Source organism: Arsukibacterium perlucidum DSM 18276, assembly GCF_000382165.1.
GTDB classification, from domain to species: Bacteria; Pseudomonadota; Gammaproteobacteria; order Enterobacterales; family Alteromonadaceae; genus Alishewanella; species Alishewanella perlucidum.
The window spans coordinates 21,200-41,969 of the sequence record NZ_KB907705.1; the positions used below are offsets into that span (position 1 = coordinate 21,200).

A 20,770-nucleotide genomic window follows, 5' to 3' on the forward strand; every position below is an offset into this window, starting at 1 on the left:
AAATTAGTCCTTCAGGCGTTACCATAAATATCTTTGTTAGCCAGCCAGCGCCGGATAAGTTGCAGGCTGGCGGCTTGATCTTGTTGCCACAACTGCGCAGCCAACTGGCGGGCATGTGGGATCAGCGCAGCATCGCGGCTGATGTCGGCAATTTTAAACTGCAGCAGGCCGGTTTGGCGGGTGCCCAACAGCTCGCCCGGGCCGCGAATTTCCAGGTCGCGCTGGGCAATGACAAAGCCGTCGTTAGAGTCACGTAATACGCTGAGCCTGGCCTGAGCTGTTTTCGATAGTGGCGCATGGTACAACAAAACACAATGCGACACGGCGCTGCCACGACCCACCCGGCCGCGTAACTGGTGTAACTGCGCCAGACCCAGCCGCTCGGGGTTTTCAATAATCATTAAACTGGCGTTGGGTACGTCTACCCCTACCTCAATCACCGTGGTTGCCACTAACAGGTCGAGTTCGCCACTGCTAAAACGCGCCATAATATCTTGTTTATCTGCGCTTTTTAAGCGGCCATGCACCAGGGCAATATGCAGCCCGGGCAAAGCTGCGGCCAGGCTGGCGGCGGTGTCTTCGGCGGCCTGGCACTGCAATACTTCAGATTCTTCAATAAGGGTGCATACCCAGTATACCTGCCGTTTGTCTTGCAGTACGCCATTGCGCACCCGCTCAATAATTTCCGCGCGGCGGCTGTCGGGAATGGCAACGGTGGTTACCGGGGTACGGCCGGGCGGTAATTCGTCGATAACGGAGGTATCCAGATCGGCATAGGCGGTCATCGCCAGGGTGCGCGGAATAGGGGTGGCGGTCATTACCAACTGATGCGGATACACCCCGGGCATACCACCTTTTTCGCGCAGGGCTAAGCGTTGATGCACGCCAAAGCGATGTTGCTCGTCAATAATAATCAGTGCCAGCTTACTAAAGCTGACACTGTGCTGGAATAATGCATGGGTACCTAATACCATCTGGGCGCGGCCATCGGCCAGCTGGTTTAGCACCTCATCGCGTGCCTTGCCTTTAGTTTTACCGCCGAGCCACGCCACTGTGATGTCAAGCGGGCTAAACCATTTACTAAAATTTGCAGCATGTTGCTCTGCCAATAGTTCAGTAGGGGCCATCAATGCCACCTGATAACCCTGGCCGATAGCTGTTAGCGCAGCCAACGCGGCAACCAGGGTTTTGCCGGAGCCGACATCACCCTGCACCAGGCGGAGCATCGGTAAAGCCTGGGATAAATCCTGCCGTAGTTCGGCCACAACCCGCTGTTGGGCACCGGTAAGCTGAAAAGGTAAGCTTGCTAAAAATGCCTGGGTTATTTCAGGCTTGTCGCTTAGCGCAACTGCCCGTTGTTGCTGACTCTGGCTACGCAGCTGGTACATGCTCAGTTGTTGGGCAACCAGCTCCTCCAGGATCAACCGTTGTTGTGCCGGGTGATGACCCTGTTCCAGCAGACTGAGCTCTGCATCAGGTGGTGGCCGGTGAATATAAGCCAGAGCATCGGCCAGTGACCAGGGTGAGCTCAGTAAGTTTGCCGGCAGATACTCTGCCGGTGCATAGCGATTAAGGTAGTCGAGGGCGGTATCGGTTAGCTTGCGCCAGCTGGCCTGCTTGATGCCTTCAGTTGTCGGGTATACCGGAGTAAGTGTTTCGGCTACCTGTTGTAGCAGCTCATCCTGCTGCACCTGGTATTCCGGATGCAACATTTCAACCCCCCTGGGGCCGCGTTTCACCTCGCCAAACAGCCGCAGTTTAACGCCCGGGATAATCGCGTTTTTTTGAGCCGCGCTAAAATGAAAAAAGCGGCAGGTTAAAAAGCCGCTGCCATCGGCTACCTTAATCAGCCAGCTGCGCCTTTTGCCAAACTGAATGTCACTGCTTATTACTTCTGCCAGCACGGTAGCGTGAATTGCCGGCATTAAGTCGGCAATAGGGTAAATCCGGGTACGGTCTTCATAGCGCAACGGTAAATGAAACAGTAAGTCCTGGACACTGGCTATGCCAAGCTTTTCCAGGCGCTGCGCCACTTTGGCACCTACTCCTTTGATCAGGCTGATGCTTAGGCTGTCCAGTCGGGTTGCTGTCACTAAGGCCGTCTCTTGTGCATTTTTGAGTATGGTCAGTTTACCCTGCGTAGTCCCGAAAAGGCTAGCAATACAGCTTGTTAAGACTGGATAGGACCCGTTGCGCGATCTTCTGTGCAAAGTCCACTTTTAATCCGAATAGGAGCGCCTTCAACGGGCTAACGATGTTTTAGCATGGCATCTGACGAAACAGACTGAGGTTTTAAAGCTTGATGATAGTAACGTCAGCTGTTGCTAATTGTCGCCGTACAAATCCATTAAATCGTCTGCAATCATAGATGCAATGGCTTGTTCTAAACGTTCTTTCAGATGAGCATGGGGGCTGGCTTTGGATAAGGCCAAATATATAAAAAAATTTTGTTCTGCGTCATGAAGGGGCAGGCTAGCCAGTTTGAATTGGTCGCGGTATTCTGACTTACTCTGAATTTGGCGGTTGATATATTCTTCTGTGGTCACTATGGCATCCCCCCGACCCTTTAACAGCATCTGAAGCCCAACATCAATCGAGTCGATTATGATGCTCCGCGGGTGATTGGCAATGATATTAATTGTATTACCTTGGTAGGTATAACCTCGAATAAACATCACGTTGAGCCGCTTTAGTTCAGAGGTGTTTTTAATATCGGGACTGTCTGTATGTATAACCAGGATCTCCGGTGGTGACTCTTGAAGAGGAAGCATAAACATAAAGCGTTCGCGCTCAGCGTCAGTCTTTAGTCGAACCATTAGATCGGTTTTGCCTTGCTCCATTAGCCTGAGACAGCGAGCAAAGGGAATGCTGGGGCTATAGCGAATACGGATAGAGGCACGTTTGGCTAACTCCTGCATAAAGTCAACGGTTGGGCCATAAGGGGAACCCTGAGCAGGGTAATTATGCCGGTTCGGGTAATCGTCCAAGCACCATTCAAGTTCTGGCTGTTCAGCCTGCAGTGCCATCGCTGGCAAACTCATGGTAAGCCATAACAAAATTCCGCTAAGCCAGCCTGAATGCATGGTGTGGTGACCTCTGGTAGTAATGCTATTACATATGACTGAAGCATAGCATAAGACCAAACTAGCCGTGGTTTTAAGTCAGTATTGAGTCGAACCATCAAATGGGCTTTACCTTGTCCCATTAAAACTAAAACCAAGCGTAGCAAACGCAAGAGAAGAGGTCAAAAAGGTGCTGAAACGTTATCTGGTATTAATGCTGGCTGCGGCACTACTTATTGCTTTAGTTCCTCCACTTGCGGCCGGTCTGTCGGGTTTCGAATCAGCCGTGCTACGGTGCCATCGTCAATCATGGCTTGCAGATGCTGTTGCAGTAGCGGCATTAAAGTGGCGTGCCGGCTGTTTCTGGCAATGCCCAGATGCAGGTTATTTGGCGCACTGCCACTGAAGTCGATTGGGGCAATTTTAAAGCGTTGTTGATAACTGCTAACATCGTTAATGGCTTCAGTTGTGCTGATAGTCGGTGCAACCAGGCCGTCGATCCGGTTACGTAGCAGCATTTCCAATGCAACTTCAATGCTGCCAACCTCAGTGATATGGCGTGACTCTTCAGCTATCAGTTTCATGGTGGCCGGGTTATACAGAAAGTGACGTAAGGTTGCCAGGGTCATGCCGCGTAACTGAGCCTGATTATTAATAAGCCGCGGGTCGTTTTTCCTTACAAATAAGCTTTCTGCTACGTTGTCACTGTAAGGTAGCAGATGGATAAACTGGTTTCGTTCATCGCTGTATTTCAGGTTGCTCATCAGGTCAACCTCGCCTTTTTCCATTAACTTTAAACAGCGGGCAAGTTTGGTGCGGGGGCTGAAATTCAGAATAAAGCCGGCGCGTTTCGCCAGCTCCTGCATTAAGGTTACCGAGGGGCCGGTTGGCGTGTCAGTGCTGTCATACTCATGAAAATACGGAAAATGATCCAGACACCAGATCAGTTGCGGTGGTTCGGTTGCGGTGGTTGCCGCCGGCTCAGGTTCAGCCGTGCGGGCGGCAAGTGGCAACGCCAGCCAGAAGCTACAGACAACAACGCTGCATAACGCCGCTGGGTTGTTCATCACTGGGTAGACGGCACTTCCATCACGCCGTCTATCTCAATTTGCGCGCCACGGGGCAAGGCGCTGACCTGTACGGCCGCTCTGGCCGGGTAGGGTTCAGCAAAGTATTCGCTCATAATCTGGTTAACGGTAGCGAACTGAGCAAGGTCAGTCAGGAAGATATTTGCCTTTACCATATTATTCAGGGTACCACCGGCCGCTTCACACACCGCCGTCAGGTTTTTAAAAACCTGATGTGTTTGCTCAGCAAAATCTTCTGACACCATTTGCATGCTGGCTGGATCCAACGGGATCTGGCCAGATAAATAAACAGTTGTACCTATTTTGACCGCCTGGCTGTAAGTGCCAATAGCAGCGGGCGCTGCCTCAGTGCGGATAATGACTTTTGACATAAAATTATTTCCTTCTGTAAACTTTTTGCACGTCTGGCATAACCCGGATTTTCCGCATCACATTGGCCAGATGCACCCGGTCCTGTACTGACAGGCTAATTTTAATAACGTATTCACCGGTATCGCGGTCGTCGGTAATCAGATCCTGAATATTCGAATTTTGGCTGGCAATAAGCGTAGTAAGTTTCGCCAGTACACCCTGGCGGTTAATAATAAACACCCGGATATCACATAAAAATTGTTTGTCGCTGGTATTGTCCCAGCGAATAGGGAAAAACTTGGCGGGGTCGCGCTCCCAGCCTTTGATGTTGCGACAGTCGCTGCGGTGCACATTCAGGCCTTTGCCCGGGGTGGCATTAGCGACAATTTCATCACCCGGTATTGGCCGGCAACACTTGGCAAAGGTAACCAGCATTCCCTCAGAGCCGACAATAAAGGCATTGCTTTTTGGCAGTGGCGAGCTGTTTTTACCGCTGGTGTCATCGGCTTCAAATTCACCCAGTAAACGCCGGGCAATGGCAACCGGTAGCTGATTACCCAGGCCAATTTCACTGCACAGCGCATCGAAGGATTGTTGATGAACATTTTTCAGCACCTGCTCAATCCGCTCTGGGGCAATATCTTCCAGTTTTACTTCACCCAGGGCGGAGGTTAGCAGCCGCTTACCCAGGCTGATAGCTTCGTTTTGCTGCTGACGTTTTAAGTAGTTGCGAATACCCAGAATGGCCCGGCTGGTTACCACATAATTAAGCCAGTTGGCATTGGGTTTGCCACCGGGGCTGGTGATAATTTCAACAGTCTGGCCGGTTTCCAGAGTTTTGCTAAGGGAGTATGGCCGGCGGTCTACTTTGGCACCGACACAGCGGTTACCGACATCGGTGTGCACAGCATAGGCAAAATCGACCGCGGTAGCGCCAATCGGCAGCTCCACAATTTTACCTTTGGGGGTAAATACGTAAAGTTCTTCCGGGTATAGCTCTGATTTTACGTTTTCGACAAATTCGTAGCTGGTACCGGCGCTTTGCTGCAATTCCAGCAGGCTTTGCATCCAGCGATGGGCGCGGATTTGAGCCGTGGTGTCTTTGTGTTCACCATTTGATTTGTACATCCAGTGGGCAGCAATACCCTTATCGGCCATTTCGTCCATTTCCCGGGTTCGCATCTGAATTTCAACCGGAATGCCGTGTGGGCCAATAAGTGAGGTATGCAACGACTGATAACCATTTTGTTTCGGGATAGCAATGTAGTCTTTAAAGCGGATTTCAATCGGCTTATACAGGTTATGAACCAGGCCAAGGATGCGGTAACAGTTATCGATTGAGTTAACCACGACCCGAAAAGCATAAATGTCCATCACGTCATTGAACATCAGCTCTTTGTTTTTCATTTTGCGATAAATGCTATACAGGTGTTTTTCCCGGCCGCTGACATCAGCTTCAATGCCGGCATCGCTGATCCGGCCCCGAATTTCATTCTGCACTTTTTCCAGCAATTCACGCCGGTTGCCCCGGGCCAGTTTTACTGCACTGCCCAGCGCCCGGTATCGCATAGGGTAAAGCGCCTGAAAGCCTAAATCTTCCAGTTCGTTTTTAATGTTGTGAATACCCAGGCGGTTGGCGATGGGGGCGTACAGCTCCAGGGTTTCTTTGGCAATCCGCCGCCGCTTGTCCGGCCGCAGAGCGCCCAGGGTGCGCATATTGTGGGTGCGATCGGCCAGTTTTATTAAGATTACCCGGATGTCCTGAGTCATCGCCATAAACATTTTTTGCAGGTTGGTGGCTTCGAATTCCTGATAATCTTTAAATTTAACTTTATCGAGCTTACTGACCCCCTGCACCAGTTCAGCCACGGTATCACCAAATAGCCGGGCCAAATCTTCTTTGCTATATTCGGTGTCTTCAATAACGTCATGCAGCAGCGCGGCCATCAGGGTTTCATGGTCCATCCGCATTTCTGCCAGAATACTGGTAACGGCAACCGGGTGAGTAATGTATGGTTCGCCGCTGGAGCGGGTTTGCGGGGCATGCGCGTCACGCGCGACCACATAGGCCTGTTGCACCAGACTGACCTGCTCGGCAGGCAGGTAGGCGGAAATTTGATTTTTCAGGCCTTCAAATAAATACACATATGCTCCCAAACATCGACAGCTATAAATTTAGTACGCTGGTTAGTTAAGAATATACGTCTAAAACACGCAGATGCCAACGGCTAAAGCGCCGCTGGCAATGTTTGGCAGGGGTTTTTACTGATCTGAACCGATAATCGCGGCAACAGCTGCCATTTCGGTAGCCTCTTGCTGCATTTGATCGCGTTTTTCCTGTTGATCCAGAATGCTGTTGGTAATAAAACCCTGTTCAATCTCACGCAGTGCCACCACGGTTGGTTTATCGTTTTCACGATCAACCATTGGCTCTTTGCCTTCAACTGCCAGTTGGCGGGCACGACGGGCCGCAACCAGAATTAAATCAAAACGGTTACCAATTTTATCTACTGCATCTTCAACTGTTACGCGAGCCATTCGCCACTCCGGAGTGTTCAGGTATATTACAAGACCGCATAGTTTACGCTATTTTGCTGGTTTCGCCAACAGTTGTTGCATTAACTGCTGGTGCCGGCTTTGCTGCGACAACAAGCTGTTGCGCTGACTTAACACAATGTGTGACAACTCACTCAGGGCCTGATTAAAGTCATCATTAATAATAAGGTACTCGTACTCATCAGCGTGTTGCATTTCGCTTTGCGCCTGCGCCATGCGTTTGGCAATAACTTCATCGCTGTCCTGGCCCCGCTGCACTAACCGTTGCTGCAAGGCCTGCATACTGGGCGGCAGAATAAAAATACCGAGGGTACCCGGTGCCTGCTCGCGAATTTGCCGGGCTCCCTGCCAGTCAATGTCCAGAAACACATCTATACCCTGGCGCAGATTGTTAACTATAGCACTGCGTGAGGTACCATAATAATTACCAAATACTTCGGCCCACTCCAGAAACTCGTTGTCAGCTATTAACTTTTTAAACTGCTCTACGCTGATAAAGTGATAGTGCACCCCATCAACTTCACCCGGTCGTGGTTGGCGGGTGGTATGCGATATACTGACCTGCATATCAGCATTATTTTTTAATAGCGCGTTAATAAGCGATGATTTGCCAGCCCCACTGGGCGCCGAGACAATAAAAAGGTTACCACTGAGTTCTTGCATTGCTTCGCTCGGATACGGCCACAGGCCAGAATTTAGTAAAGGGCAATTTTAGACTGTCCGCTGCCCCGGTGCAAACTCAGGTGCAGCCTTTTGTTAAGCAGTCGCTCAGCGCTTTGGTTTTGCTTTAACCGACAGAGTCAGGCTGAAGGTTGCCATTGGCTCTGTACCATGCAGACTGGGGCAGGTTACCACCACATTTACCGGCTTATTAATCCGCTCGCCAGTGGCCAGCGACTCATCCAGCATCTGATCAATAATGTCGCCGTCGTTACTGATAAAATGGACGGTGGCTTCAGGACGTTTTAGAAACTGGCCCTGCACATCTTTAAAGGCAAAATTGGCATTAATGCCACGGGCTTTAGCTTTAGAAAAAACCAAGAATGCACCGGCGAGATCGGCACCGATAGCAAGCGCGCCAAAATAGACACTGCCCAGATGGTTTTTAGTACGCCAGCTATGCGGCATGGTCACTTCCAGCGTGCTGTTATTCATGGTCACAATTTTTGGCGAACAAAAACCAATAAGCGGAATATAACGCCAGGCAAATAACTTGAGGCCCAGGTTGGCTTTAAACAAAGACATAATTAGCCTTTTCTGATGCTGTTAATGTGCCGAGCTTAGCACTGGTAAGACCAATAGCGCAAGGCTACCGCTGAGTGGCTAATAACTGCCACTCGTCAGCTTTTTGTAAGACGTAACACAGGCTTTTTAGTAAAGTAACAGCTATTATCAGGGGGTAAGCAGAACAAGGAGCCGGTTGAGTGTTCAGATATATTGCGGCGGCAATACTGTTATTAATGTTGTTGTCAGTAAGTACCTGCCTTGAGGCTATGCCCACCGTGCTGGACAAAAAGTCATTATTACACCGCGGTTGGTCAGTTGATGCCGGCCTGCCGCAAGTTTCCGTATCCGCAATGGCCCAGGATGAACAAGGCTATATCTGGTTAGGTACCCAGGGCGGTCTGGCCCGGTTTGATGGTCATCAGTTTACTGTATTTAATACCGCCAACACCCCGCAGCTTTTATCTAATTTAATTACGTCATTGTACCTCGACAGCAATAAGCGGCTGTGGGTAGGCACCGTCAATGGTTTAAGTTTTTACGCTAATGATCAATTTACGGCTGTTGATACCAGCAATATTGAGACCGGCACCATTACCAGCTTTGCTGAACTGCCTGATGGCCGTTTCTTTATTGGTGCTAACCAGCTGTATCAATGGCAGCAAGATCAATTGCTGCCGGTAACGGAGCATGCCGGGCAGGTTTTTCAGCTTTACCAGCAGCAAGACACCTTGTGGATCGGTGGCCAGCATGGGTTTGCTTCTTATCAGCAGCAACAGTATCGCTGGTATCCTGCGCCGGCGGCAGCTGAAGCATTGCAGATTACCGATTTGGCAGCGCACAACAACATTTTGTTTCTTGGTACAAACAATGGCTTGTATCAATGGCGACAAAACCGCTGGCTAAAACTGGCATTGCCGGGGGCTACCTTAAATAACCGGATCGAGTTGTTGCATCTGGATAAACAGCAACAATTATGGATATCCACTTTTGATGGTCTGTATCAGGAAAAATCCGGCCAGATAGTTCAGGTGCAGCAGTCTGGCGATGCCGGCAAACCCTTTAGCTGGATTGAGAGCATGCTGGAAGATCAGCATCAGAATATCTGGCTGGGCAGCCGCACTCATGGCGTTATCCGTTTGCGCACTGCGTTGACAGAGCGTTACAGCACTGCTGCTGGGATTCCTGATCCCTACAGTTGGGCAGTGCTGCCCTGGCAACGACATTTAATGGTTGGTACCAGCCAGGGTATAGCGCTACTAAGGGATGGCGAGTTTCAGCCACTACTGGCCAACGAGCAGCTACCGAGTCCCTTTGTTTACAGTATGTTACGTCAGCAAGATAATTTGTGGGTAGGCACCCGGGCAGGCTTAAGTTTACTGGATGCTAATACGCTGGCCTGGCAGAAAAACTTTCCGCAAACGGCACACTTACTTATTACTACGATCATCACAGAGCAGCAACGGGTCTGGGTAGGTAGTAATGGTGGCTTATTTGTGTTGGAAAATGGTGAGCTGTCACAACATGGGATTGCATCGCCATTAACCGGGTTAACTATCAGAGCGTTGCTGGCAGACAGTAGTGGCCGGTTGTGGGTTGGAACGGAGTCGGGTTTATATATACGCAATGCTGAACAGTTTGAGCCAATGCATGATATGCCATTGGCAGACAAGTTTATTAGTGTGATTGTTGAATTGGCCGACGGTAATATGCTGATTGGCAGCTTTGATCAGGGTTTTGTGTTAGGTAAACCGGGCAATTGGCAATATTTCAATCAACAGAACGGTTTGCCCGGCAATGGTGTAACGCATGCCGAGCTGGTCAACGATAAGCTGATCATCAGTAACTTTGAAGGTTTTTACCGGCTTGATTATCCGGCCCTACAACAAGGGAAGGTGAGTAAGCTGTATATGTTAGTTGATGATCGCCAACCGGAGGCCGCTTCTGACTCGCATCGTTGCTGTAATGGCGCTGGCAGCAATAAAGGCGCAGTGCATCAGGGCCGCATCTGGTTTCCAACTCTCGACGGCGTCATTTCCCTGCGGTTAGATCGACTGAATAGCTATGCGCCAGCACCCATACCGGTAATTGAAAGTTTAACTGCCGCTAATCAGCAGTTTAAAGGTAATACAGCTATATTGGCACCCGAGCAGCGTAACTGGCATTTTCAGTTTAGTGCACCTTATTATCATCAGGCGTCGTCAATTGAAACCCGTTACCGGCTTGAGGGCTTCGAGCAATACTGGGTTGATGCCGGCAGCCGGCGCGAGGCGTTTTACACTAACTTACCACCAGGTGATTATCGTTTTTATGTGCAGGTAAAGATTGCCGGCGATTATCGCTGGAGTGATGCCGCGACTATGGATATTGAGTTAAAACCCTTCTGGCATGAAACTTTAACTGCACGCTTTTTGCTGTTTGGATTACTGCTGGCCTTGTTCTGGCTGGTATATAGATTACGGTTAGCGTCGCTGGCTAATGCCCGCGAAGAATTAAGCCGGCTGGTAACGGAACGTACTCAGGAGTTATATCAGGCCAATCAAAAACTGCAACAGATGAGCATGCTGGATGCCCTGACCGAATTGCATAACCGCCATTATCTGGATGTAAATATTGATGCTATGCTGGCCCGGGCCCAGCGCAATAATCAGCCGCTAGCCTGGATCTTACTGGACTTAGATTATTTTAAACGAATTAATGACCAGTATGGCCATCAGCTTGGTGACAGTGTGTTAAAGCATTTTGCCAGCATTTTACAACAGCATAGCCGTAGTAATGATCATCTTATCCGCTGGGGTGGTGAAGAGTTTCTGCTGGTGCTGGAGCAAAGTAGTGAGATCCAACATTATATTGAACGGCTGCAGCAATTGGTGCGCAGCTACCCCTGGCAAAAGCAACTGGGCGCGCCGATAAGCGTTACCTGTTCAATTGGCGTAATGGTCCAGCCGTCGGGCTGGGACTGGCAATATAGCCTGTATCTGGCGGATGCGGCCTTGTACAAAATTAAAAATTCCGGCAGGGCAGATTACATGCTGCTGCAACCGGGGCCGGGTGCCCCGGCCAGTTTAAGCGCTGCCGACGAGAAAGCTGAACTTGACGAGTTACTTGCCAAAAACTGGCTGACTGCCAGCAGGGGCAAGCAGCCGGCTGAGGCTTAGATAGGCAATTTACTCGATATTCTGGATCTACTTGTAGATTATAAAATTATTTTTGATTTTAAATCAGTAATATAAATTTATTTTGTTGGTAGCTTCGTGGTTTTACCCGCCGCTTTACCCACCGTTTTTGTTATGCTTCAGTTGTCGCTCAAATAACAGGAAACATCTATTGCTACTACAGGCATGCTAAACGTTTAAAGGTGTTTTTATGTATCTGCATCATTCGCTTTGCTTCGCTCAAAACGATTAGCTTCCCCTCAGGTGTATCCAAATCGAGCTTCTTAACCGGCTTGATCTTCGGCCGTTTAACAGGTTCGGTAACACCATATTTTGCAAGTTTGTTTTCCATCGTGTTTGCACTCAGGCTGTTGCTCATATTTATTCTATATCTCATGTGCACCAATGTAGACTGAACTATTGAGATTCATTGAAACGCTGTTTCCCTTACCGCAATTTTACGAGTAAGAAGTGAGTAGTTATACTGGTCTTTAAAAATATTGACATAGTGCAGTGCAATTTAGAATGAAAGCAGGTCGTAACGAGCCATGCCCTTGTGGCAGCGGTAAAAAATACAAACAGTGCTGCATCAATGCTACATCTAAACAGCATAGCGATGTGTTAGATGACATTGCGCAAACTGTGGCGATGAATCCTAATTTGACGCTTGAGGAGTTAAATCTGGTTGCGCAGAAGAAAATGGCAGAGCGCAATAACCGACCTAGTGCTGATTTTTGCGGTTTGACACCAACGCAAATGGCGAACTGGCTTTATGCCCCGTTGGATGACTTAGAGTGGCTGACCATAAGCACGCCTGAAGATATCTCATCTAGCCCTGTGATGCGTTATTTAACATTGATATTTGATGAAGCGATGCAAAATAACGGTTCCTTTAAAGCAACCAGTAAAGGCAACTTACCGGCAACGTTGGTTAAACAGGCCGGTGACTTATTGCCGGAGTTTGCAGTTAACCAACACCGCACCAATATTAGTATCAGTGAATTTTCCGGTATTAATGAAGATAAATTTAACGCCTTGCACTATACCCGTATTTTGGCAGAAATTAGCGGCATTATTTATTTAAGATCTGGTCGTTTTCATATTAAAAAAACAGCGCAGAATCAGTATGAAAAACAAGGTATTCAGGTATTTTTCCTGCCTATGCTAAAAGCTGCCATTAGCAAATATAATTGGGGTTATCTTGATAGCTGGCAAAATGATGTGGATCTACGCACCTTTTGGGTATTTATGCTGTGGCGTTTGCAAAGCCATGGCTCAGTTGACCAGTTGATTGAAGAGGTTTCGACTGCTTTTCCTGACTTACTGCGCCAGCTGATTCCAGAAGAGTTTTTTTCGCCTGCCAAGCTGCTCCATTTACTCATTGAAATACGCTTTATTGAACATTTTTTACAGTTTTGGGGCTTTGTGGTCGCTGATCCGAAACGGATTTTTGACAAAGAGCCTATACCGAGGAAAGTCAGCATACAACCGCTGCTCACGCACACTTTTCATTTTAGTATTAAAGATCGTTAGGGTGGTATGAGCGAATATCAGTATTATCTATTTGAATATCGGGATGGATTTTTAGACAACAGACAACGTCAGGCGTTGAGGCAAATTTCGAGCTGTGCAGAAATTACAGCAAACTCTTTTCAAGTTTAATGTTTGTTTAGCAAGGGAAAAGGTATGAGTTATATTCCACCATTTACCATTACCGCCGATATTGTCAATTTGGTGGCAAACATTAGCGAGCAGGTGGGCCAGTTAAATGCCAGTGTGCTTAATGTATCGCCGCAATTGCGTAAGCAAAACCGCATAAAAACTATTACTGGCACCCTAGCTATTGAGGGTAATACGCTGAGCGAGGAGCAAATTACCGCCATAATTGAAGGTAAGCCAGTTTTGGGAAGCGTTCGTGAGCTGGCAGAGGTGAAAGGGGCAATTGCGGCTTATGAGGCTCTGGTTCATTTTAAAGCTCACAACCTGGACGATTTACTCGCCGCCCATGGCTTAATGATGGCTGATATTCTAACTTCGGCTGGGCAGTTTCGGCATAAGGCGGTTGGCATCCACAAAGGCGGTGAAGTTCATCATGTCGCACCTCCAGCACATAAAGTTTCCGGCTTAATGGCCGATTTAATGCAATGGTTGCAGCAGGCAAAAGATCATCCGTTAATCACCAGCTGCGTATTTCACTACGAATTTGAATTTATTCACCCCTTTGCTGATGGCAATGGCCGTATGGGACGTTTGTGGCAAACCTTAATTCTGTCGCAATGGCACCCGCTGTTTTTATCCTTACCCCTTGAAAGTATGATTAAAGACCATCAGGCACAGTATTATCAAGCCCTTGAACAGGCAGATGAGCAAGCTGATAGCACCGTTTTTATTCATTTTATGCTAAGCACTATTGCGAAAACGTTGGCACAAGCTTTGGCGCAAAATGCCCCTGTAAGCGCCTCTGTAAATGCCCCTGTAAATATTGCTGGCTTAAAAACTCTTGAGGCGATTTTGTTATTGCTGCAACACAACCCGCACTTAACGCGCCAGCAATTAGCTGATGTGATAGGTAAAGACCTGCGCACCATAGGCCGGGCCATTAGCAAGCTACAACAAAGCAACCAATTAAAACGCATAGGCTCCGACAAAACTGGGTACTGGCAAGTTCAACCACAAAAGGTTTCTGGCGTTAGCTGAATTTGTGGTTTTTCCTGCCATTTTTCCACCATTTTTCCACCATTTTTCATTCAATTCAAGGGCTTACGCAGAGCTCTGTAGCTCCCTTAATGTTGGTATCGAAAGCTAAATATTCATGGCGCAGTTAATTTAAAATGGTTCTGGATTTAGGTGTGAGGTGAATAATCTTGCTATTCACCTCATTAAGTGAGTAGATTGTGTCATGTATTCACCTCATTAAGCAGGAGCTTCGCCTATGTGGATCTGGCAACAACCGGACTGGCCGGGCCGTCAGAAACAGGTATCGCAGGTCTTTCGTTATGATCATGCGGTATTGACCCCTAAGTTACGTGAGCTGCATTTTTTGCAGGGTGTGCTGCTGGGCAAAATGGGCGTGCAGGATAACCAGCAGGCCGCACTCGATACCATGCTAGCGAATATACTCACGTCTAGCGCCATTGAAGGTGAGCGACTAAATCATAGCTTGGTGCGCTCATCATTAGCCCGTAAGCTGGGTATTGATGAACCACAAAGCGTTGCAACGACAGCCCAGTCTGATGGCCTTGCTGCGATGGTGACAGACGCCATTAGTAATTGGCAGCAGCCATTAACGCTAGAACGCTTGTTGCAGTGGCATACCTGGCTATTTCCGACTGACAGCTCATTAATGCAGAGAGTGCAGGGTGGACAGTTTCGCGGTAACGAGCCCATGCAGGTTGTCTCAGACAGAATCGACCGACCTAAAGTGCATTTCGAAGCGCCACCGCGCGAAGTCTTGGAAAACGAGCTTAGCTGCTTTATTGACTGGTTTAACCGCTCGCGAGATGACGCCAATTTGGACCCGCTACTACGTGCCGGCATTGCCCATTTTTGGTTTATCACACTCCATCCGCTAGAGGATGGTAATGGCCGCTTGGCCAGGCTGCTGACCGACTTAGCACTGGCCCAGGCAGAGCATCAGTCAATCCGCTTCTATGCCATGTCGGTTGCTATCCTGGAGCGACGTAGCAGCTATTACGACATCCTGGAACAAAGCCAAAAGGGCGATACTGACATCACTGCCTGGTTGGTCTGGTTTCTCGACACCCTTGCCGCTAGCCTAAAGCAGGTGCTGGCTGATATCGATAAAACGCTGCAAAAAACCCGGTTTTGGCAACGGGTAGACCAAACCCAACTGAATAAAGAACAAGTTAAAGTATTAAACCGCTTACTGGATGGCGATTTCAGCGAAGGCATCAGCAACAGCCAATACGGCAAAGTCGCCAAAGTAAGCCCTGCAACGGCCAGCAGGCATTTGGCTCAGTTGGTTGAGAGCGGGTGTTTGATGAAAACCGCTGCTGGGGGCAGAAGTACCAGGTATGTCATCTTGCAATAGCAGGCACCTGATTGAACCTGCTAATTTGTTGAGGGGCGATGTAACGTTATTCAACGTTCTGGATCTGCTCTCTCATCTGCTCGATTAACACCTTAAGCTCTACCGCAGCGTTGGTAATCTCGGTGCTGATAGCTTTGGACGACAGGGTATTTGCTTCACGGTTAAACTCCTGCATCATAAAATCTAAACGCCGGCCGCAAGCGCCGCCTTTTTTTAAAGCGTGGCGGGTTTCTTTAATGTGAGCATCGAGGCGGTCGAGCTCTTCAGCAACGTCGGATTTTGACGCTAAAAACGCCATTTCCTGCTCTAAGCGGCCCTGTTCAATATCGGCTTTAATGTCGTTTAAGCGGGTCAGAATACGGTCGCGCTGCCACTGCATGGCTTGTGGCAGATGAGTGCGCACAAAAGCCACTTGCTCGCCTATGGCGGTTAAGCGCTGCTGGATCATCTGCTCGATAGCATCGCCTTCGCGACCGCGGCCGGCCAGAAAATCCTGCAGGGCGGCGTCAAAACCGGCCAGCAGTTCGCCTTGCATCGCATCTAAATCTTCTGTAGGGGTTTCCATCACACCGGGCCAGCGCAGAATGTCGGCTATGTTTAATTGTGCCTGGGGCGCTTTTTGCAGCAACTGTTGGGCTTTTTGTAGTAATTGCTCAGCAAAGACTTCGTTTAAGGTGAGTTCGCCAGCCGCCTGATTCGCATGATAGCGCAGGTTCACTTCAATTTTGCCACGTTGCAGGCTGTTACGCAGTTTGTCGCGCAGCAGGCTTTCTAAGCCACGGAACTGCTCTGGCAGGCGAAAGTAGGATTCCAGGTAACGCTGATTAACCGAGCGGATTTCCCACTGGGCGGTACCCCAGCTGGCTTTGGTTTCGTGACGGGCGAATGCGGTCATGCTGTGGATCATAAAAAACTCTCTGGCGACAAATAAAACCAGAGTATACCGCAGGCGCATCGAATTTGGCGAATTGCTCGCCCTTAACCGTTATACACCCTATAATGGCGGCCATTGTTAATTTCAGGAGTGCAGCTATGCGTCCAAGTGGCAGAACCGCCAGTCAGATCCGTCCCCTTACTTTTACCCGTCAATTTACCGCTCATGCTGAAGGCTCAGTACTGGTTGAGTTTGGTAATACCAAGATAATTTGTACCGCCAGTGTGGTTGAGGGTGTACCGCGCTTTATGAAAGGCCAGGGCAAAGGCTGGGTCACTGCCGAGTACGGCATGCTGCCGCGGGCAACCCATACCCGTAATGACCGTGAAGCGGCCCGGGGTAAGCAGGGCGGCCGTACTATGGAAATTCAGCGTTTAATTGGCCGGGCTCTGCGCACGGCGGTTGATTTAAAGCTGCTGGGTGAAAATACCATTACTATTGACTGTGATGTAATTCAGGCCGATGGCGGCACCCGCACAGCCTCTATTACCGGTGCTTGTGTTGCCTTAGTTGATGCGCTGAACTTTATGCGGGCGAAAGGTACCATTAAAACCAACCCGTTAAAATATATGGTGGCGGCGGTTTCAGTAGGTGTTTACAAGGGCACCCCGGTAGCCGATTTAGATTATGCTGAAGATTCTAACGCTGAAACCGATATGAACATCGTTATGACCGAAACAGGCAAAATTATTGAAGTGCAGGGCACGGCAGAAACTGAACCCTTCAGCTTTGAAGAAATGCAGCAGATGATGGATTTAGGCCGCCATGCCATCCGGGAAATTATTGAAGAGCAAAAGCGGGTATTGGCGTAAGCAGAGGGCAGAACAACCATGAAGCAGTTTCAACGTGATTTTATTGAATTTGCCCTGGCACGGCAGGTACTGAAATTTGGCCAGTTTACGCTGAAATCGGGCCGTACCAGCCCGTATTTTTTTAATGCCGGTTTGTTTAATACCGGTAGCGACCTGGCAAAACTGGGCCGGTTTTATGCCGCAGCATTGCAGGATGCAGCGATTGAGTTCGATGTGCTGTTTGGCCCGGCCTACAAAGGCATACCTATTGCCACCACCACAGCAGTAGCGTTGGCAGATCACCACAACCGCGATGTGCCGTATTGCTTTAACCGCAAAGAAGCCAAAGCCCATGGCGAGGGCGGTAATTTAGTAGGCGCGCCACTGCAAGGCCGGATTATGCTAGTGGATGATGTGATTACCGCCGGTACCGCTATTCGCGAGTCGATGCAACTAATTCAGGCTCAAGGCGCTGAGCTTAGCGGCGTGCTGGTCGCGCTGGACCGGCAGGAACGCGGCCAGGGTGAGTTGTCGGCCATTCAGGAAGTGGAACGTGACTTTAATACTAAGGTTGTGGCCATTATCAGCCTGCCGGATTTAATCAGCTATTTGGCCGATAAACCGGAAATGGCGGAGCATCTGCAGGCGGTTAAGGCTTATCGGGCGCAATATGGAGTTAAGATAGCGTAGTTTGGTTTGGTTAGTAACAGAGCACAGGGTCAGGAAATGCTTTCTGCACCGGCTTCAAGGATCACATCCATGTGCCCCTTAAGCCTGCGCGGCATCGATGCCGCTGTTCCAAAAGCACACCTGACCCTATGCTCTGGGCAACTCTTGCGTTAAGTCAGCGTTACCTGATGCCTTGCATTGTCTGCCACCGTTCCGAAAGCACACCTTACCCTGGGCTCTGCGATATTCCGCTCGTTGTTCTCAAGCTCGGCAAAGGGGTGCTATTAATTAAATAATGCTTGCTGTAGTAGCGCCCATTGGTTTTGCCAGGCGGCGGTGGGCAGGCGTTTAAAACCCGAACGGACAAACTGGCTTATTTTCCCCTCCACTGTTGCCAATAACAGATTGGCCAGTTCGCCTTCGTCAACACTAAAACCCTTGCCTTCACGCAGCTTACGCTCACGCAGACATTGCTTTAGTTGGGTTTCCAGTTTTTCAAACAACACGGCTACCCGCTCTTGCAAACGCTCTTGTTCGCCCTGTAAGGCATCGCCGGTTAAAATGCGGCAAATACCGGGGTTGCGCTCGGAAAAAACTAATATCAGTTGCAGAATAAGCGCTATCCGGCTTTGAGTATCTTTGTGCTCGTCTAAAATGCTGTTTATTCTGGAAAGCAGAGTGTCTTCAATAAACTCAATTAAGCCTTCAAACATCCGGGCTTTGCTGGGGAAGTGGCGATATAGCGCGGCTTCTGACACCCCGACTTTTTCGGCCAGGGCAGCAGTGGTGATCCGCTGGCCATTATTGCTTTGCAACATGGCGGCTAACGCCTGCAAAATATCTTCTTTTCTGTTGCCGCGACGCGGTGTTGACATAGCTGTTCCCGAAAATAAACCAATATATTATCTACTACTCATCCAGCTAGTAAGTGCCTTTCACCGTCTGCATGGACGGTTAACCCTGACTTGAAGAAACCGTAAGGCAACATACTTGTGGAACAGCGGCATGGATGCCGCGGAGCCTGAAAGGGCACAGGGATGTGATCCTTGAAGGCGGTGAACAAGTGTGTTGCCTGGAGGTTTTATACTCAAACTAAAAGTTCAGCTATTACAGGCTAACTAGTTCTTCCCAGAGTGACCAAAACCACCTTCACCTCGCTCGGAGGCGTCAAAACTCTCGACTAGCTTAAATTCCGCCTGTACCACCGGCATAAACACCAGTTGGGCAATCCGGTCGCCTGGCTCAATGCTGAACGTTTGCTGGCCGCGGTTCCACATGGAAACCATTAACGGCCCCTGATAATCAGAATCAATTAAGCCCACCAGATTCCCCAACACGATACCGTGCTTATGGCCCAGGCCAGAGCGCGGTAAAATGGTGGCGCATAAATTCGCATCACCAATAAAAATTGAGATCCCGGTTGGAATTAATACCGTCTGACCAGGCTCCAGGGTCAGGGTTTGGTCCAGACAGGCGCGTAAATCAAGGCCGGCAGAACCCGGAGTGGCATATGCCGGTAGTGGGAATTCGTTACCAATACGGGGGTCGAGGATTTTCAGCTCAATTGCTTTATTCATTTGTGCGTTTCACTTGTCGTATTTTGTTGAGATAAGAGTTGAGAAAATTGTTCAGAAATTAGGGTGATCAGGCTTTCGGCCAGCGCGGCTTTGCTTTGCAAAGCTAATGCCTGCTCGCCATCTTGCCAGAGCAGTGTTACGGCGTTCTGATCGCTGTTAAAACCGGCATCGGGCTGCGATACGTCGTTGGCGCAAATCATATCGAGGTTTTTCTCTGCCAGCTTTTGCCGGGCATAGCTCAGAACATCTTGTGTTTCTGCGGCGAAACCTACTGTAAAGGGCCGCTGTTTAGTCAGGTCTGCTACTGCGGCAATAATATCGGGGTTTTTTACCAGAGTAAGTTGCAGCTGTTCGCTGCCACCTTTTTTCAGCTTGTTAGTGGCCACTTCCGCGGCCCGGTAATCGGCTACTGCGGCGCAGCCAATAAAAATATCGCTTTGGATTGCAGCCTTTAACGCGGCGTCATGCATTTGTTCGGCGCTGATAACATCTATCCGCTTAACCCCCGCCGGGGTAGCCAGTTGCACCGGGCCGCTAATCAGCGTGACATCGGCGCCCATTGCCGCAGCCGCGGCGGCTAAAGCAAAGCCCATTTTGCCGGAGCTGTGGTTAGATAAATAACGTACCGGGTCCAGCGCTTCGCGGGTGGGGCCGGCAGTAATGGTAAAGCGCAGGCTGGTTAATGATGCTACTGGCGTCAGGCTTTGTTCAATAAGCGCAACCAATTCTAATGGCTCCAGCATCCGGCCATAGCCGACATCGCCACAGGCTTGCTCACCGGCGCCAGGGCCATAAATGTGAAATTTATGTTTTTTTAGTGTTGCTAAGTTTTGTTGAGTAGCTATATTGTTATACATCTGCTGATTCATGGCAGGGGCCACTGCAACCGGTGCGGCAGAGGCCAGTACGCAGGTGGTCAGTAAATCGTTGGCCATGCCGTGTGCCAGTTTGGCGATAACATCGGCCGAGGCCGGGGCAACGACAATCAGGTTAGCCCATTTAGCCAGCTCAATATGGCCCATGGCAGCTTCTGCTGCCGGGTCGAGCATGCTGGTACTAACCGGGTTGCCTGATACTGCCTGCAAGGTAAGCGGGGTAATAAATTGCTGGGCTGCCTCGGTCAGAATAACCCGGACGTCGGCGCCCCGCTCTTTTAAGCGGCGGACTAAGTCGGCACTTTTGTAGGCGGCAATGCCACCACTAATGCCCAGTAAGATCCGTTTTGCTGCCAGTGTCTGCTGCATATATACCTAAAGCTGGTCCGAAAATCATCGGTATAAGATAACACGGAACGTAAAAATCGGCATCAATT

At 49.4% G+C, this 20,770-nt stretch carries 19 protein-coding genes; 6 read left to right on the top strand and 13 right to left on the bottom strand.

The annotated features are described in order from the left end of the window. Nucleotides 1-11 precede the first annotated feature (11 nt). From recG to H141_RS0105345, 8 genes are all read right to left on the bottom strand, one after another. Nucleotides 12-2,093 (bottom strand): ATP-dependent DNA helicase RecG, encoded by a 2,082-nt coding sequence (gene recG, locus H141_RS0105310; RefSeq protein WP_019675208.1) that lies wholly within the window; start codon nucleotides 2,091-2,093, stop codon nucleotides 12-14. 231 nt (nucleotides 2,094-2,324) lie between these two features. Next, nucleotides 2,325-3,083, bottom strand: coding sequence for a substrate-binding periplasmic protein (locus tag H141_RS0105315; RefSeq protein WP_083923033.1), 759 nt, complete (start codon nucleotides 3,081-3,083; stop codon nucleotides 2,325-2,327). Nucleotides 3,084-3,295: 212 nt separating this feature from the next. Next, the gene (locus H141_RS0105320) at nucleotides 3,296-4,129 is read right to left on the bottom strand and encodes a substrate-binding periplasmic protein (RefSeq protein WP_019675210.1); all 834 of its coding nucleotides are present in this window, start codon (nucleotides 4,127-4,129) and stop codon (nucleotides 3,296-3,298) included. After that, the gene (locus tag H141_RS0105325; RefSeq protein ID WP_019675211.1) at nucleotides 4,129-4,521 is read right to left on the bottom strand and encodes a RidA family protein; all 393 of its coding nucleotides are present in this window, start codon (nucleotides 4,519-4,521) and stop codon (nucleotides 4,129-4,131) included. The genes H141_RS0105320 and H141_RS0105325 overlap by 1 nt, the downstream gene beginning before the upstream one ends. 4 nt (nucleotides 4,522-4,525) lie before the next feature. Beyond that, entirely contained in the window at nucleotides 4,526-6,646 is a 2,121-nt protein-coding gene (spoT, locus tag H141_RS0105330; RefSeq protein WP_019675212.1) for a bifunctional GTP diphosphokinase/guanosine-3',5'-bis pyrophosphate 3'-pyrophosphohydrolase, read from the bottom strand. A gap of 117 nt (nucleotides 6,647-6,763) precedes the next feature. Then, a complete protein-coding gene (gene rpoZ / locus H141_RS0105335) occupies nucleotides 6,764-7,039 on the bottom strand; it encodes a DNA-directed RNA polymerase subunit omega (RefSeq protein ID WP_019675213.1) in 276 nt (91 codons plus the stop codon). A gap of 48 nt (nucleotides 7,040-7,087) precedes the next feature. Further along, entirely contained in the window at nucleotides 7,088-7,720 is a 633-nt protein-coding gene (gmk, locus tag H141_RS0105340) for a guanylate kinase (protein WP_019675214.1), read from the bottom strand. Between the two features lie 105 nt (nucleotides 7,721-7,825). Continuing rightward, nucleotides 7,826-8,302, bottom strand: coding sequence for a DUF4442 domain-containing protein (locus H141_RS0105345; protein WP_019675215.1), 477 nt, complete (start codon nucleotides 8,300-8,302; stop codon nucleotides 7,826-7,828). Between the two features lie 179 nt (nucleotides 8,303-8,481). Here H141_RS0105345 and H141_RS0105350 point away from each other — a divergent pair, with 179 nt between their 5' ends. Continuing rightward, entirely contained in the window at nucleotides 8,482-11,439 is a 2,958-nt protein-coding gene (locus H141_RS0105350) for a ligand-binding sensor domain-containing diguanylate cyclase (protein WP_019675216.1), read from the top strand. Nucleotides 11,440-11,614: 175 nt separating this feature from the next. On the opposite strand, the gene H141_RS0105355 is transcribed toward H141_RS0105350, so the two are convergent. Next, nucleotides 11,615-11,815: an acetyltransferase gene (locus H141_RS0105355; RefSeq protein ID WP_240473094.1), complete on the bottom strand. Its 201-nt coding sequence runs from the start codon at nucleotides 11,813-11,815 to the stop codon at nucleotides 11,615-11,617. A gap of 146 nt (nucleotides 11,816-11,961) precedes the next feature. On the opposite strand from H141_RS0105355, the gene H141_RS22000 reads away from it, so the two are divergent. The 3 genes from H141_RS22000 to H141_RS0105370 all read left to right on the top strand — a co-directional run bounded on the left by H141_RS22000 (nucleotide 11,962) and on the right by H141_RS0105370 (nucleotide 15,487). Then, nucleotides 11,962-12,969: a YecA family protein gene (locus H141_RS22000; RefSeq protein WP_019675218.1), complete on the top strand. Its 1,008-nt coding sequence runs from the start codon at nucleotides 11,962-11,964 to the stop codon at nucleotides 12,967-12,969. A gap of 153 nt (nucleotides 12,970-13,122) precedes the next feature. Beyond that, nucleotides 13,123-14,133 carry a Fic family protein gene (locus H141_RS0105365; protein ID WP_019675219.1) on the top strand — a complete coding sequence of 337 codons (1,011 nt, stop codon included), beginning with the start codon at nucleotides 13,123-13,125 and terminating at the stop codon, nucleotides 14,131-14,133. A 235-nt stretch (nucleotides 14,134-14,368) separates the two neighbouring features. Next, the gene (locus tag H141_RS0105370; protein ID WP_019675220.1) at nucleotides 14,369-15,487 is read left to right on the top strand and encodes a Fic family protein; all 1,119 of its coding nucleotides are present in this window, start codon (nucleotides 14,369-14,371) and stop codon (nucleotides 15,485-15,487) included. Nucleotides 15,488-15,533: 46 nt separating this feature from the next. Here H141_RS0105370 and H141_RS0105375 read toward each other — a convergent pair whose 3' ends face one another. Further along, nucleotides 15,534-16,394, bottom strand: a complete 861-nt coding sequence (locus tag H141_RS0105375; RefSeq protein ID WP_026349250.1) for a YicC/YloC family endoribonuclease — start codon at nucleotides 16,392-16,394, stop codon at nucleotides 15,534-15,536. A 125-nt stretch (nucleotides 16,395-16,519) separates the two neighbouring features. Between H141_RS0105375 and rph the strand changes: the two genes are divergently transcribed. Both rph and pyrE read left to right on the top strand, forming a co-directional pair. Further along, nucleotides 16,520-17,233 (top strand): ribonuclease PH, encoded by a 714-nt coding sequence (rph, locus tag H141_RS0105380; RefSeq protein WP_019675222.1) that lies wholly within the window; start codon nucleotides 16,520-16,522, stop codon nucleotides 17,231-17,233. 18 nt (nucleotides 17,234-17,251) lie between these two features. Continuing rightward, nucleotides 17,252-17,902, top strand: a complete 651-nt coding sequence (gene pyrE, locus H141_RS0105385; RefSeq protein ID WP_019675223.1) for an orotate phosphoribosyltransferase — start codon at nucleotides 17,252-17,254, stop codon at nucleotides 17,900-17,902. Between the two features lie 263 nt (nucleotides 17,903-18,165). Here the strand turns inward: pyrE and slmA are convergent, their stop codons facing one another. From slmA to coaBC, 3 genes are all read right to left on the bottom strand, one after another. Then, the gene (slmA, locus tag H141_RS0105390; RefSeq protein ID WP_019675224.1) at nucleotides 18,166-18,756 is read right to left on the bottom strand and encodes a nucleoid occlusion factor SlmA; all 591 of its coding nucleotides are present in this window, start codon (nucleotides 18,754-18,756) and stop codon (nucleotides 18,166-18,168) included. 243 nt (nucleotides 18,757-18,999) lie between these two features. After that, nucleotides 19,000-19,458: a dUTP diphosphatase gene (dut, locus tag H141_RS0105395; protein ID WP_019675225.1), complete on the bottom strand. Its 459-nt coding sequence runs from the start codon at nucleotides 19,456-19,458 to the stop codon at nucleotides 19,000-19,002. Continuing rightward, nucleotides 19,455-20,702, bottom strand: coding sequence for a bifunctional phosphopantothenoylcysteine decarboxylase/phosphopantothenate--cysteine ligase CoaBC (gene coaBC, locus H141_RS0105400; protein ID WP_019675226.1), 1,248 nt, complete (start codon nucleotides 20,700-20,702; stop codon nucleotides 19,455-19,457). Before coaBC ends, dut begins: the two co-directional genes overlap by 4 nt. Nucleotides 20,703-20,770: the final 68 nt, after the last annotated feature.